This window comes from Asticcacaulis sp. P2_B1 (genome assembly GCF_056404915.1).
In genome coordinates, this window is record NZ_JBFUDD010000002.1 from 720281 (window position 1) to 733757 (window position 13477).

Sequence of the window (13477 nt, forward strand, 5' to 3'; positions counted from 1 at the left end):
TAAAGTGAGTGACCCCGACGCCATGTTGACTGTGACCAACCCGCTTTTACCGGCTTACCGCATCGACGGTGCGCGCCTGCGCCAGGCACTGACCGCGGCATCGGAAGAGTCGAATGGCGACACGTCCGACCTGCGCCGCCGCGCCGTGAAAATTCTCAAGGAAGCCTGGGACCTCAGCCGCGACGGCATATTGAGCCGTGTCGACGAACACCATGGCGGCCACAACACCGCCCGTGCCCTGGCCAAGGCCGCCGACGAAATCGTTTCGGCCCTGTGGGACTTTACGCTGACCCACGTTTACCGTGCCCGCAATCCGACGGAAGGCGAACGCCTGTCGCTGATGGCCGTCGGCGGTTACGGCCGAGGCGAACTGGCACCCTATTCTGATCTCGACCTGCTGTTCCTGCGCACCTACAAGGAAACCTCGCACTCAGAATCGGTCATCGAGTTCATCCTCTATACCCTGTGGGATCTCGGTTTGAAGGTCGGCCACGCCTCGCGCACGGTCGACGAAACGCTGAAATATGCCAGGGGCGACCACACCATCATGACGGCCGTGCTGGAAAGCCGCCGCATCGCCGGCGACGCCGGTCTGGCGAAGAACCTCGAAGACAAGATGCAAAGCGAAGGGCTAAAGTCCGGCGCCTTCGAATTCGTCGCCGCCAAGCTGGAAGAACGCGACGCCCGCCACATGAAGGCCGGCACGACGCGCTATGTCGTCGAGCCCAATGTCAAGGAAGGCAAGGGCGGCCTGCGCGACCTGCATACCCTGTTCTGGATCGCCAAATATCTGGCCGGCGGCAGCAAAAAGGGCGATGCCGTTTTGGACACTATCCTGACCGACAAGGAACGCGCCATCTTCATGCGCGCCTTCGATTTCCTGTGGAAGGTCCGCATACTGATCCACGTCACGGCCCGCCGTGGCGAGGACCGGCTGGGCTTCGATCTGCAACCCGAAATCGCCCGCCGCATGGGCTTTGTCGATCGCTTCGGCGAACCCAATGTCGAACGCTTCATGCGTCGCTATTTCGTCACGACGAAAGAGGTCGGCGCGCTCACCCGCACCTTCTGCACCAAGCTGGAGGAGCAACAGGCCAAGCCCTTGATGCGGCTGTCCAACATGATCCAGTCGGGTTTGATGAACCTGACCAAGGCCGACCACCCAGGCTTCGTCGTCACCGGCGGCCGTCTCAGCGTCAATAGCCCGGACATCTTCCAGAAGTCACCGGTGGCGATGTTCATGCTGTTCAAAATGGCCGACCGCCTGGAACTCGACCTGCATCCCGACGCCTTCACAGCCATCGCGCGCAACCTGAAACTGGTGACCCCGTCCCTGCGCCGCAACCGCGAGGCGGCGCAACTGTTTCTAGACCTGCTGGTCCGCGGCAAGAATCCGTACAAGACCCTGTCGATGATGTCGGAGACCGGTTTGCTCGGCCGCTTCATTCCCGAATTCGGCCGGATCGTGGCGCAGACCCAGTTCAACATGTACCACGCCTATACGGTTGACGAGCATACGCTGCGCGCCATCGATATCATCCATGGCATCGAAACCGGCCGCTACAAGGACGAGCACCCCCTGGCCAGCACCATTATGCCGCAGCTGGTCGACAAGGAGAGTCTGTATCTGGCCATGCTGTTGCACGACACCGGCAAGGGCAATGAGCTGGGCCAGGAGATCGGCGGCGAAATCGCGGCGCGCAAGGCGTGCGAACGTCTGGGCGTCGAGCCGTGGAAGGTCGATCAGGTCGCCTGGCTGGTCCGCCACCACCTGGTGTTGTCCGACTACGCGCAAAAGCGCGATGTCTCCGACGCCGAAACCGTGGCCTCGTTTGCGCACATCGTCGAAACACCCGAGCGTCTGCGCCAGCTTTTGATTCTCACGGTCGCCGATATCCGCGCCGTCGGGCCGGGTGTGTGGAACGCCTGGAAGGGTCAGCTGATGCGCGACCTTGTCGCCGCCACCGAAAGCGCCTTCCGCGGTGGCCGCGGCAGCGACGCCATCGAGCGTGTACGCCAGGAAATGCACGATCGTGCCGATACCCGTCGCGAGGAACTCAGCGCCAACGATCCGGCCATGGCCGACTGGCTGAAGACTATGGACGAGTCCTACCTGTTCTCCTTTACCCCGGACGACATTAAGCAGCACGCCGCCCTGGTGTGGAGCGCCAGCGATGACGCGCCTGCGGTCAAGGCACGTATCGATGCGGCGCGCAACGCCACCGCCTTTTGTATTTCGGCCGTCGACCGCCCCGGCCTGTTTGCCGACCTGTCGCGCGCCTTCGCCAATCTCGGCGCCAATGTCGTCGGCGCCCAGGTCTTTACCTCCAGTACGGGCCGGGCTTTCGACGTCTTCTATGTTCAGGATTCGCAAGGTCTTCCGTTCGCCCACGACGACACAGGCCGCCGCACGAACGCCGAAACCGCCCTCGAAGCCGCCGCCAAGGGTCAGTTGCCGCAACCCCTGACCTGGCGCTCGCCGATGGCCGGGCGGACGGCGGCCTTCGCCATCGCCCCGACCGTATCCTTCGATGACGACAGCAATGCCAATGTCACGATCGTCGAGGTCTCGGCCCGCGACCGGCCGGGTCTCCTGGCCGACATCGTCGAGATCATGGCCAAGGCGCGACTCGATATCGCCTCGGCCCACGTCGATTGCTACGGCGAACGCGCCGTCGACGCTTTCTATGTCACCGACCATTTCCGCAAGGCGCAGCTGGGCGCCGGCCAGAAACTCGGCCTGAAAAAGTCGCTGCTGGCGGTACTCGACCAGGGCACGCCGCCGCAGAAGTCGAACCTGAGCCGCGCCAAGGCCAGTTTAGCGCGGTAGAGGCCCTCCCCGTTAACCCATAAGCGCTTGCGAGAAACGCGACGTGGGCTTAAACGGGTGATGAACCTCCAGCCGAGTACCCCTGTGTCAGATACGCCTGCGCCTGAGGCGCCGCCCGCCGCCACGCCCGTCCAAAAATCGACGGGCTTGATGCGCAATTCGCTGATCAATGCCGCCTTTACCCTGATCAGCCGCTTCGCCGGCTTCGCGCGCGATCTGGTCCTGGCCGCCTATCTTGGCGCCAGCCACAATATCATGGCCGATGCCTATGCCACGGCCCAGCAGTTCCCCAACCTGTTTCGCCGCATCTTCGCCGAGGGCGCCTTCTCCTCAGCCTTTGTGCCATCCTATTCCGCCGCGCTGGAGCGCGAGGGCAAGGACGCCGCCGACAAGATGGCCCATGACGCCATGGCAACCCTGGTCTTCGTGACCGTTGTGTTCACGCTGGCTTGTGAATTCGCCATGCCGTGGCTGATGTATTTGTGGAAGGCCGATTTCGCGGCCGATCCGGAAAAGATGAAATGGACGATCATCTTTACCCAGATCACCATGCCCTACCTGCCGTGCATGGCGATCGTCGCCCACCTGTCGGGCGTCTTGAACGCGCGCGGCAAGTTCATGTTGTCGGCCGGCGTGCCGATTCTGTTGAATGCCGTCACCCTGGCCTGCGTATTGCCAACCCACGATCCGTTCAGCTCGGCCCTGTGGGGCTCGGTCGGCACCATTATCGCCGGCGTCTTGCAGGCCATCCTGCTGCTGTGGGGCGCCAACAAGACCGGCGCCCATGTCCGCCTGTCGATCATTCCGGTGTTTTCCAAGCAGATCAACAGCCTGCTGCTGCTGGCCGTGCCCGGCGCCCTGGCCGCCGCCGCCACCCAGGTCAATGTCTTCGTCTCGCAATCCTTCACCGCGGCGATCAACGGCGCCACCATGTGGATGAGCATTGCGGACCGGTTTTATCAATTGCCGCTGGGCCTGATCGGTGTCGCCATCGGCACCGCCCTGCTGCCGGCCCTGTCGCGCGCCATCCATGCCGAGGATCACGAGCATGCCCAGAATACGATGGACCAGGCCTTCGTGTTTTCGATGGTGTTTGCCCTGCCGGCGGCGGTCGCCCTGGTCTCCATGCCGTTTTTCCTGGTTGATGGCGTCTATACGCGCGGCCAGTTCCTGCCCGACGACGCGACCCAGGTCGGGCATTTATTGTTCCACTATGGTTGGGGCGTGCCGGCCTTCGTGCTGACGCGGATTCTCAATCCCGCCTTCTTCGCCCGCAAGGACACGTTCGGGCCGATGAAGTTCGCTGTCGTCTCGGTCATCGTCAATCTCGGTGTCGGCCTGACCATGTTCCACCTGATCGGCGTCCAGGGCCTGGCCATCGGCACTTCGACCGCCGCCTGGGTCAATGCCCTGCTGATGATCGTCACCCTGGCCCGGCGCAAGTTCTGGATCCTGGGCGGCCAGGCTTTCCGCCGGCTGTTGCTGGTGTTAGTGGCCGCGGCCGCCATGGCGGGCTTTTGCGCCTATGCCTCCTATATCCGACCCGCCATCGAAGGCGTGATCGGCCTGACCTTGCCCCTACACAACGGCGTCCACGCCGTGACGATTTTGGGTCACAAGGCAATCGGCACGAAGGAAATCGCTGTGGTGGGGGTTTGTCTTGCCGGCGTTTTCCTCTATATCGCCCTTCTCTTTGCGACCGGGGCCTTCCGCCCCTCCGAACTGAAGGCGGTGCTGCGGCGCCGTAAATAACAGATGAAAACCATGCGGGTACTCTCCGGTGTGCAGCCTTCGGGCGCGCTTCACCTCGGCAACTATCTCGGCGCACTGAAGAAGTTCGCCAAATTGCAGGACGAAGCCGAGTGCTTCTATTGCGTCGTCGACCTGCATGCCATCACCGTCTGGCAAGACCCGGCCAAGCTGCGCGATCAGACCCGTGAAATCGCCGCATGTTACCTGGCGTCCGGCGTCGACCCGAACAAGGCCGCGGTGTTTGCGCAATCGTCGGTGCGCGCCCATGCCGAGCTGGCCTGGATCATGAACTGCGTCGCCCGTCTCGGCTGGTTGGACCGCATGACCCAGTTCAAGGACAAGGCCGGCAAGGACAAGGAGCGCGCCAGCGTCGGGCTCTACACCTATCCCGTGCTGCAGGCCGCCGATATCCTGACCTATAAGGCGACCCACGTGCCGGTCGGTGAAGATCAGCGCCAGCACCTGGAGCTGACCCGCGATTGCGCCAAGAAGTTCAACCATGACTTCGGCGTCGACTATTTCCCCCTGCCTGAAACCCTGTACCAGGGCCCGGGCGCGCGCATCATGTCCTTGCGTGACGGCACGGCCAAGATGTCGAAATCCGACCCGTCGGACAATTCGCGCATCAATCTGACGGACGATGCCGACACTATCGCGTCCAAGATCAAGAAGGCCAAATCGGATGCCGAGGTGCTGCCCGACAACACCGAGGCCCTGAAGGGCCGGGCCGAGGCCGAAAACCTGGTCGGGATCTATGCCACGCTTATGGACATGAGCGCCCAGCAGGTCTTGGACAATTTCGGCGGCAAGGGCTTCGGTACGTTCAAGCCGGCCCTGGCCGAGGTCGTGGTCGAAAAGATGGCGCCGGTGTCGCAACGTTTGCGCGATCTTCTGGCCGACAAGGCGCAGATCGATTCCATCCTCGATGCCGGAGCCGAACGCGCCGGTGCGGTGGCTGAACCGATCGTCAAGGAAGTCAAAAAGATCGTCGGTTTGTGGGGCTAAACGGAGCCAGTCTCTGCGAACCTTAAATGTTAGGTATGAAAATGCGCAAGATCCACATCGCCGCCCTTGTCGTCCTAGCATTGGCTGGTTGCCAGGCCAAGGAGACCCGCACTACCACGGTCAGCCATTCCAGCGACGTCAATGGCGTCGTGACCAAGAACGCGGTGACCATGAGCGATTACGCCATGCGCGCCGCCTTGGGTAATAATCCCAACACCTCGGCCTATGTCACCATCAAGAATACCGGCACGACAGATGAGCGCCTGGTCGCCGCCACCTGCGCCTGCGCCGAAAAGGTCGGGCTGCACAGCATGACCATGAGCGGCGGCATGATGACGATGAATGAGGAAAGCAATGGCTTCGTCATCAGGGCCGGCGAAACCCTGGTCTTTGCACCCGGCGGCAATCATATCATGCTGCAAAACCTGACTGTGYGGCCAAAGGACGGCGACACCCAGGCCGTCACCCTGATGTTCGAAAAGGCCGGCCCGGTGACCTTGTTGATGCCGGTGTCGAACGAGCCCCTGCCTGGAAAAACCGCGCCAATGTAGAGTTTTCCGTGGTGAATTTATATTCCTAGGCCTGGATTGTTTCACCGATAAACTTCAGCATGGCCTCGACCGAGGCCTGCACGGCTTCCGGCGAATAGGCCATGACCGCGCCCTTATTGTCTTCTTCGTCGAAGGCATGGGTGGCGTTGAGGGTCAGGGTCGTCACATCGGCGCCGGCGGCCTGAATTTTTCGGAAGATCTTGTCGGAATGTTTGATGGGCGTCAGGTGATCCTTCTGCGCCAAAACGACAAAGGTCTTCGGCGTCCGCACCCAGGTGTTGGTGTTCGAACGCGCCGGGAAGTTGATATAGGGATAGACCAGGAACAGGCCGGCGACACGGTCGGCCAGGCTGTGATCGGGATCGGCCAGTTTCGCCTCGCCCGGCTTGACCAGGGGCTCGGTCATCAAATCCATGATCGACCAGCCGCCGTGGCTGAAGCCGGTCAGGATGACCTTGTCCATATCGACTAGGCCGCTTTGTTTCAGACCCCATAGCATCGACAGGACATCGCCCGAGCGCTCGTAACCCTGCATGACGGCCCCGGTGCAGATAAGCGAGACGGCAAAGGTGCGGTCCCAGCCGCGCGCCGCGAAACTGTCGACGACATAACAGCGCGTGCCGGTCAGGGCCGCCGCCTGGGCATAGAGATGAACATGCGGCCGCAAGCCGCCGCAGCCGTGAAACAGCACCATAGCCGGACGCACTTTATCATCCTGCGGGCCGTACACCGAGACGAACGGTTCCAGCAGCGCATAGCGCTTCGCCATTGTATCCAAGGATCAATCCCCCAACGTTTCTTTCAAAAACGCCGCGAACGCCGCCCCCGTCGCCGCATGACTACGCTTATCATAACTCATGAACGGACCGAAGTGCAGACTGCTGTCCTCATCGAAACAATGGGTACAATTCAGCGTCATCGTCTCGACCGGCACACCCTCGGTCTTCAAATGGTTGAGGACATTTTCGGCATGGGCATGGGCCGTCAGGAAGTCCTGCCGCGCCAGAATCGCCAAGGTCTTCGGCTTCACTTCCCAGCCATGGGTGTTCGACAGCGCCGGGAAGCTGATATAGGGATAGACGAGAAAGACGCCCTTGACGCCCAACAGCGGCTCGGGACTGGGATTGCTCAGCCGCGCCTCGCCGTCGCGGATCAATTTCTGCGCCAGCAGGTCCATAATGGCCCAGCCGCCATGGCTCCAGCCTGCCAGAACCAGGCGATCCTCGTCGACATCGGCGCGCTGGCCGATCCCCCAGGCCGCCGCCAGAACGTCGCCGGAACGCTCATAACCGTGCAGGGCCAGGCCCGAACAGACCAGGCTCATCGCCGCCGTCTCGTCCCAGCCACGCGGCAAAAACGAATCGACGACAAAGGCGCGGTAACCCAGCTCCACTGCCTGCTTGGCATAGTCGTGGATATGATGTCGCACGCCGTTGCAGGCATGAAACAGCAGGACGGCCGGGCGCGGCCGGTCATCTTCCGGCCCATAAACGGTGATAAAGGGCTCGAGGACGCTGAATCGGTATTGAATGGTATCGAGCAATCAAAAACCCCTTGCAAAGCGCCCAAACTGTCACAATATGTGTTACGGATTGAACCTGATTCCGCCGGGCTGATTCAGCCTTAGTACACTTTAGACCACGAGACCACCTATGACCGTCACCGCCCTAGCCAATAGCAAATCGACCACCGGCCGCGAGACCGAGTACGATATCCTGCCGCAATTCACCGAGCGCTGGTCGCCGCGCGCCTTCAGCGACAAGACCGTCAGTGAAAGCCAGGTCCTGACCCTGCTCGAAGCCGCGCGCTGGGCGCCATCGTCATCCAATATGCAGCCGTGGCGCTTTATCTATGGGATCAAGGGTGAGCCCGAATTCGAAACCCTGCTGTCGCTGCTCGTCCCGTTCAACGAAGGCTGGGCCAAGCACGCCGGCGCCCTGTTTTTCGTCACCTCGGTGACCTCGTTCGATGGCGAGCGCCAGAACATATCCAACAGTTTCGACGCCGGGGCGGCGTGGATGTCGCTGGCCTTGCAAGCCCACAGCATGGGTTTGGTGGCGCACGGCATGGGCGGCGTCGACTACGCCAAGGCACCCCTGATCCTCGGTTTGCCCGACAATCTCAAGGTCGAATGCGCCATCGCCGTCGGTTACAGAGGCGATCCGGAAATCTTGTCAGAAAGCCTGCGCGCCCGTGAGGTGCCGTCGCAGCGCCAGCCCTTGTCGGCCATGGCGTTCAAGGGCAAGTTCGACGGCCAGATCGGCCCGACGGTTTAACACCCCGACGCTTTAAGAACTGGCCCAACCGTCATCCCCGCGCCGGCTAAAGGCTAAACCGGCCGGGTCGATGCGCGCACAACCAGATTCGGCGCCATGACCATGGGTTCACAGGCCTCGCCGCCCAAACGGCGGAACAACAGGTCGACCATGTGCTTCGCGCCCAATTTGCGATCCTGGCAAACGGTGGTCAACGCCGGCGACAGGTTTTTGGCCACGGCGATATCGTCGAATCCGCACACCGCCACATCCTCGGGCACGCGCAGACCGGCCTCGACCAAGGCTGCCATGGCGCCCTGGGCGATGATGTCCGAGGCGCAGAACAGGCCATCGAAGACATGTTTTTGGTGGATCAGGTCGCGCACGACCTCGTAGCCGGACTCATAGAAGAAATGGGTTTCGCACTCGATCGCTTCGCCCATGCGGAACGGCGCGCTGGCCAGGCCGCGGGCATAGCCGCTGAAACGCGCCTCGGCCTCGGGAATACCCTTGGGTCCGAGGAACAGGATGTCCCGGCAACCGCTGGCGACCATGTGGCGCGTCGCCAGGTAACCGCCCAGGCAATTGTCGACACCGACGCTGCAATAGGCCTGGTCCGCCAGTTTTTCGCCCCACACCACCATCGCAGGGTAATGGTGGGCCAGATTGTTGATCACCTTATGTTGATCGCTTTGGCCCAGGACTAACAGGCCGTCGAAGCGATGCGAGCCGGTCAGTTCGCGCAGCCAGCCTTCGTGGGTCGCCGTCACCTTGGACAGCAACAGATCGTAGCCGCGGCGTACGACCTCATCAGCGAGACAGCCGATCAGTTCCAGCAGGAAGGGGTCGCTGATCGCCTGCCCGTCCTCATGACCCAGGGGCAGAACCAAACCGATAGTTTGGGTCGTTTGCAAACGCAGGTTGCGCGCCGCCAAATTGACGACATAGCCGTTTTCACGCGCGATGGCGTTGATCTTGTCGCGTTGCGTCTGAGGAATAAGCGGACTGCCGGCCAGGGCGCGCGACACCGACGACACGGAAACCCCGGCCATTCGGGCGATATCCGCCATTTTCAAGCGTACCATGGGCTTTTCCGAGGCGCTGGATGTGCGGTCGGTCATACTCTTACTGTCCTTACTGCCTACTCGGGGTAAACACTTTGGCGCGTTTTTCGGACACGGCTTTTACGATATAGGCATCATCCGACTTAACCGTCCATAGTGAATTTGGAAAGCGGTTACAGCCCTAACGAGAAATTAATCCTGTCCGCCCGTTAAGAATGCCACCGGTGTCGTTTCCAGGATGCTAACGCCGCGAAAATTTGCGCTGTCACGGGTGATCCGCTAAGATTTTCCCGCAACCAAGCGCAACCCAACATGTCCGCCAAACCTGTCTGCCAACCCTGTCTGACTGAGACCGAGACCAGCCCGTGATCCTCAATCCCGATGCCCGACTGGACCTGCGCCGCATCGGCCGCGAAGGTCATCCATTGCTGATCATCGACCATGCCCTGGCCGCACCGGAGGCATTGATCGACGAGGCCAGGGCCGCCACCTTCGCGCCACCCGGCCACAGCCGCTATCCCGGCCTCAACGCACCCCTGCCTGCCGGCTACAGCGAGACTGTCATGACGGCCTTGCGGCCGATGCTGGAACGCGGTTTCGGCATACCGCGCCACCTGCCGCTCAGGTTTTTCGGCTTCTTCGCCCTGGCCACCCTGGCGCCCGACCAGATAGAACCGATTCAAAAGGTGCCGCACCATGATTCTCCGGATCCCTTCCGCATCGCCATGGTGCATTATCTCTGCCATGGCCAGAAGGGCGGCACCGGCTTCTTCCGCCATATCGCCACCGGTTTCGAGGGCATCGATGCAAGACGCCGGCCGGCCTATGTCGAACAGGCCGCAGCCGAACTCGAAGCGGGCAAGGCGCGGCTGACCCGTCACGTGACCCCGGACACACCGAACTACGAGATGATCGATCGCGCCGACATCGTCTTCAATCGCCTGATCGTCTATCGCAGCCACGTCCTGCACGCCGGCCTGCTCGATGAGGCGACCCTGACCGACGATCCGGCGACCGGGCGGCTGACCGCCAACAGCTTTATCGAAGTGGCGCGATAGCTAACCCGCTCGCACCGGCTGGCCGGCCGGGCGCATGGGCGGTCCGGCGACGAAACCGCCCTTATAGACCGCGTTGAGCAATTGCCGGTGCGGGACCAGTTCCTTCGCCGCCTGCTCGCCGAAGGACGCGACGCGGGCGAAGATTTCCTCGGCCTTGTCCTGCATCGGCAAGGCAGCGCGCGCAGCCTCGAAATCGGTGGCGAAATTCATGCCGTAGAGGATGTACTGGTAGCTGAAATAGGCGAAGGATTCATTGTCGAGGACGAAGTCGTAGCGGCTGGGCGGACGGTGACGCCAAAGGGCCAGCAGGTCGCGCAGGTGGGCGGGGATGGACTTCGGGTCGGCATTGTCGCGCCAGAACGGCTCCTCGCGCTTGCTGAGACAATAGTGCAGTTTGATGAAGCCGATAATGGTGTTGTAGCGCGCCACCATCATCTCATTGAAGCTGTCGGCCGAAGCGTCGACCGGCCCGCTGTGCGGGAAGAATTCGATGATCTTGTTGATCGCCGATTCGATCAACACGACGCCGGTCGATTCCAACGGTTCGAGGAATCCCGCCGACAGACCGACGGCGACACAGTTTTTCACCCAGTGCTTCGTGCGGTAGCCAGCCTGGAACTTGATGCGGCGAGCATTCAGGCCCTCGGCGCGCGGTCCGATATAGGCGCGCAACACCTCTTCGGCGCGGTCGTCGCCGGAATGGTCGCTGCTATAGACATAGCCGACGCCCCGCCGTCCATCGAGGGCGATATCCCAGGTCCAGCCGGATTCGTGGGCTGTGGAAATAGTATAGCTCGGGATCGGATCGTCCTTGCCTTCGTCAGGCACTTGCATGGCGACCGCGCGATCCGTGAACAGGACGTCCTTGATCGGCTGGAACGGCACGGCCAAAGCCTTGCCCAGCAGCTCCGAGCGGAAACCGGTGCAGTCGACATAGAGGCCGGCGGTCAGGTTACCGTGCTCGGCCGTCACGACATGATCGATGGCGCCTGTATCGTCGAGAACCACTCCGGTCAGATTGCCTTCCAGGTGGCGTACCCCCAGGCCCTTGGCGTGTTTGGCCAGGCAGGCGGCGAATTTCACCGCGTCGAAGTGATAGGCATAGTTCAGCGGGCCGGCATAGTTGCCGTGATGAATGCGCTTGGGGGCCATTTTCGCGTCGGCGATGCGCTTCTGGAAGGTTACGGCCTGGGCGAACGGCTTGCGCGTCGCCTTGTCCTGCAACAACCAGTAGGGTAGCAGGTTCAGTTCCTCACGGCCCCAATAGGGCGCTTCGAAGGGATGGAAATAATGGCGGTGGCGGCCGTCCTTCGGCGTCACTTCCCAGTCGTCAAAACGGATGCCCTGCTTGAAGGTGGCATGGCTTTCGCGCATGAACAAAGCTTCTTCAAGGCCGAGGTTTTTCAGGGTCTGGCGGATGGTCGGAAAGGTGCCCTCGCCGACGCCGATAATGCCGATGTCGGGGGATTCCAGTACGGTGATCGTAGGCGCACCCGGACGCCCGGTGCCGAAGGCCTTGGCCAGGGACGCCGCCGTCAACCAGCCGGCCGTGCCGCCGCCGATAATGAGTATGCTACGCGGCGCGCCCGCTTGATCCGTCACCTGTTGCCCCGCTGTGTTTTTGCTCATTGAGCAAGATTTATAGCGCTTTCAGCAAGCTGTCATCAGGCTTCGATGGCGTAGTGGATCGGCTTGAAAGCGTAATTGTTCGACTGCAAGGCAGAGCACGCGGTCAGGGCGACGATCAGGTCCATCTCGGCTTCGAACAAAATATGGTCGCCGGCCTTGCTCATCGGCGGTTCGACTGTCAGCGCGCCGTCGCCCGCCACCTGGACATTCATAAAGATATTGAAGGCGACCGGAATCTGGTCCGGGACGATGCCGTAGGGTTCGAGCGCATGCGACAGATTGCCGAAACAACCGTGATGCGGATGCTCGTCGCCATAGATGATACGAAACGTATCCTTCGAGCACGGGGTCAGCAGAAAGTCGTGGCGGCCGACCGTGTCTTCGATAATGCGCAACATGATATGGCTGCGGTTGGAATAGAGCGGGTCGCCGGTCGTGAGAAACAACTTGCTGGCATAGTCGAGCGTGCGGCCGGACGAAATCACCTCGGCCGTATCGTGGGCGTTGAAGGCCAGCATGTCGGAGACCTGTTCGCCATTGGGATCGATGACGCGCAGGCGCTGGCCCTTGTTCATCCTGAACGCAGCGCCCGAGCGCGGCGGAATTTCGATAATATTGCAGTCCAGGGTAAGCGTCATGTCTTGATATCCGTATTATGAGCCTGAAACGGGCAACGCCAGTCGGGACCGACGGCGCGGCCACTATATTGCGCCGCTTCCGAGCTGTCACCATGGACGGCCAGCATGGGATTGGGCGAGCCGGCGAGCGCGATGTCGCGTTTGATGATGGCGTCGCGGATCGCCTCGTAACGATCCTCGTCGCGCAACTTTTCGAACTGGTCGTGGGGATTGAAGACCAGGACCGGCGTCATGAAACGACGGGCCGGACGACTGCTGTGCGGATGCATGCCGACGAGGAAAAAGGCCTCGCCGGCGAAACTCAGGGAAAAATGCGGGTCGACGGCGTCGGGGCTGACGCGCGGGTCGTAAAGCGTTCCGCGCGCGGCGTCGCGATCGGCCAGGGCCTGAAGCCGCCCCCACATGGCCTGTTCGAAGGCCACTTCCGTCAGGTCGTCGGGTTGACGGAAGATGACGGCCAGGCTGTGAAAGGGTTGCGGGTCGGCGCGATACTGATCCGCGGTCGCCGTCAGCGTATCGAGAATGCGCCGGTCATCGACCGGACAGCGCAAATCGGTGGCCACGAGCATGTCGATATGACTCCGCGCCAGGGCCGATTTGGCGCCGACGCAGGGGAAGCTCTGGTCGCGAATAAAGGCGCCGAACCGGGCCTTCAGATCATCCGCCGCTATATTGGACATGATCATGGATTTCCG

At 61.7% G+C, this 13477-nt stretch carries 12 protein-coding genes; 6 read left to right on the plus strand and 6 right to left on the minus strand.

Translation table 11 applies throughout. The features are described from left to right. The first annotated feature begins 4 nt into the window (after nt 1-4). The 4 genes from AC1DX3_RS07645 (at nt 5) to AC1DX3_RS07660 (ending at nt 6138) form a co-directional block, all read left to right on the plus strand. Nucleotides 5-2830 carry a [protein-PII] uridylyltransferase gene (locus AC1DX3_RS07645; RefSeq protein WP_476988657.1) on the plus strand — a complete coding sequence of 942 codons (2826 nt, stop codon included), beginning with the start codon at nt 5-7 and terminating at the stop codon, nt 2828-2830. 84 nt (nt 2831-2914) lie between these two features. Continuing rightward, nucleotides 2915-4582: a murein biosynthesis integral membrane protein MurJ gene (murJ, locus tag AC1DX3_RS07650; protein WP_476988658.1), complete on the plus strand. Its 1668-nt coding sequence runs from the start codon at nt 2915-2917 to the stop codon at nt 4580-4582. Between the two features lie 12 nt (nt 4583-4594). Then, nucleotides 4595-5587 (plus strand): tryptophan--tRNA ligase, encoded by a 993-nt coding sequence (gene trpS, locus AC1DX3_RS07655; RefSeq protein WP_476988659.1) that lies wholly within the window; start codon nt 4595-4597, stop codon nt 5585-5587. A gap of 41 nt (nt 5588-5628) precedes the next feature. After that, a complete protein-coding gene (locus tag AC1DX3_RS07660) occupies nt 5629-6138 on the plus strand; it encodes a copper chaperone PCu(A)C (RefSeq protein WP_476988660.1) in 510 nt (169 codons plus the stop codon). Nucleotides 6139-6163: 25 nt separating this feature from the next. Here AC1DX3_RS07660 and AC1DX3_RS07665 read toward each other — a convergent pair whose 3' ends face one another. Both AC1DX3_RS07665 and AC1DX3_RS07670 read right to left on the minus strand, forming a co-directional pair. Next, nucleotides 6164-6907, minus strand: coding sequence for a dienelactone hydrolase family protein (locus AC1DX3_RS07665; protein ID WP_476988959.1), 744 nt, complete (start codon nt 6905-6907; stop codon nt 6164-6166). A gap of 12 nt (nt 6908-6919) precedes the next feature. Further along, nucleotides 6920-7681, minus strand: coding sequence for a dienelactone hydrolase family protein (locus AC1DX3_RS07670; RefSeq protein WP_476988661.1), 762 nt, complete (start codon nt 7679-7681; stop codon nt 6920-6922). 109 nt (nt 7682-7790) lie between these two features. Here AC1DX3_RS07670 and AC1DX3_RS07675 point away from each other — a divergent pair, with 109 nt between their 5' ends. After that, a complete protein-coding gene (locus AC1DX3_RS07675; protein ID WP_476988662.1) occupies nt 7791-8414 on the plus strand; it encodes a nitroreductase family protein in 624 nt (207 codons plus the stop codon). A gap of 53 nt (nt 8415-8467) precedes the next feature. Here the strand turns inward: AC1DX3_RS07675 and AC1DX3_RS07680 are convergent, their stop codons facing one another. Further along, on the minus strand, nt 8468-9514 hold the full coding sequence (locus AC1DX3_RS07680; protein WP_476988663.1) for a LacI family DNA-binding transcriptional regulator: 1047 nt from the start codon (nt 9512-9514) through the stop codon (nt 8468-8470). 308 nt (nt 9515-9822) lie between these two features. Between AC1DX3_RS07680 and AC1DX3_RS07685 the strand changes: the two genes are divergently transcribed. After that, nucleotides 9823-10515, plus strand: a complete 693-nt coding sequence (locus AC1DX3_RS07685) for a DUF6445 family protein (protein ID WP_476988664.1) — start codon at nt 9823-9825, stop codon at nt 10513-10515. Here AC1DX3_RS07685 and AC1DX3_RS07690 read toward each other — a convergent pair whose 3' ends face one another. The 3 genes from AC1DX3_RS07690 to gntA all read right to left on the minus strand — a co-directional run bounded on the left by AC1DX3_RS07690 (nt 10516) and on the right by gntA (nt 13468). Next, on the minus strand, nt 10516-12117 hold the full coding sequence (locus tag AC1DX3_RS07690; protein ID WP_476988665.1) for a tryptophan halogenase family protein: 1602 nt from the start codon (nt 12115-12117) through the stop codon (nt 10516-10518). Nucleotides 12118-12179: 62 nt separating this feature from the next. Beyond that, the gene (locus tag AC1DX3_RS07695) at nt 12180-12782 is read right to left on the minus strand and encodes a DUF1989 domain-containing protein (RefSeq protein ID WP_476988666.1); all 603 of its coding nucleotides are present in this window, start codon (nt 12780-12782) and stop codon (nt 12180-12182) included. Beyond that, nucleotides 12779-13468, minus strand: coding sequence for a guanitoxin biosynthesis heme-dependent pre-guanitoxin N-hydroxylase GntA (gene gntA / locus AC1DX3_RS07700; protein ID WP_476988667.1), 690 nt, complete (start codon nt 13466-13468; stop codon nt 12779-12781). The genes AC1DX3_RS07695 and gntA overlap by 4 nt, the downstream gene beginning before the upstream one ends. Nucleotides 13469-13477: the final 9 nt, after the last annotated feature.

Excerpts from the sequence above, each read along its gene's own strand:
- AC1DX3_RS07665 (WP_476988959.1), bottom strand. The coding sequence starts at position 6,907 with ATGGCGAAGCGCTATGCGCTGCTGGAACCGTTCGTCTCGGTGTACGGC.
- gntA (WP_476988667.1), bottom strand. The coding sequence starts at position 13,468 with ATGATCATGTCCAATATAGCGGCGGATGATCTGAAGGCCCGGTTCGGC.
- AC1DX3_RS07680 (WP_476988663.1), bottom strand. The coding sequence starts at position 9,514 with ATGACCGACCGCACATCCAGCGCCTCGGAAAAGCCCATGGTACGCTTG.
- trpS (WP_476988659.1), top strand. The coding sequence starts at position 4,595 with ATGCGGGTACTCTCCGGTGTGCAGCCTTCGGGCGCGCTTCACCTCGGC.
- AC1DX3_RS07675 (WP_476988662.1), top strand. The coding sequence starts at position 7,791 with ATGACCGTCACCGCCCTAGCCAATAGCAAATCGACCACCGGCCGCGAG.
- AC1DX3_RS07695 (WP_476988666.1), bottom strand. The coding sequence starts at position 12,782 with ATGACGCTTACCCTGGACTGCAATATTATCGAAATTCCGCCGCGCTCG.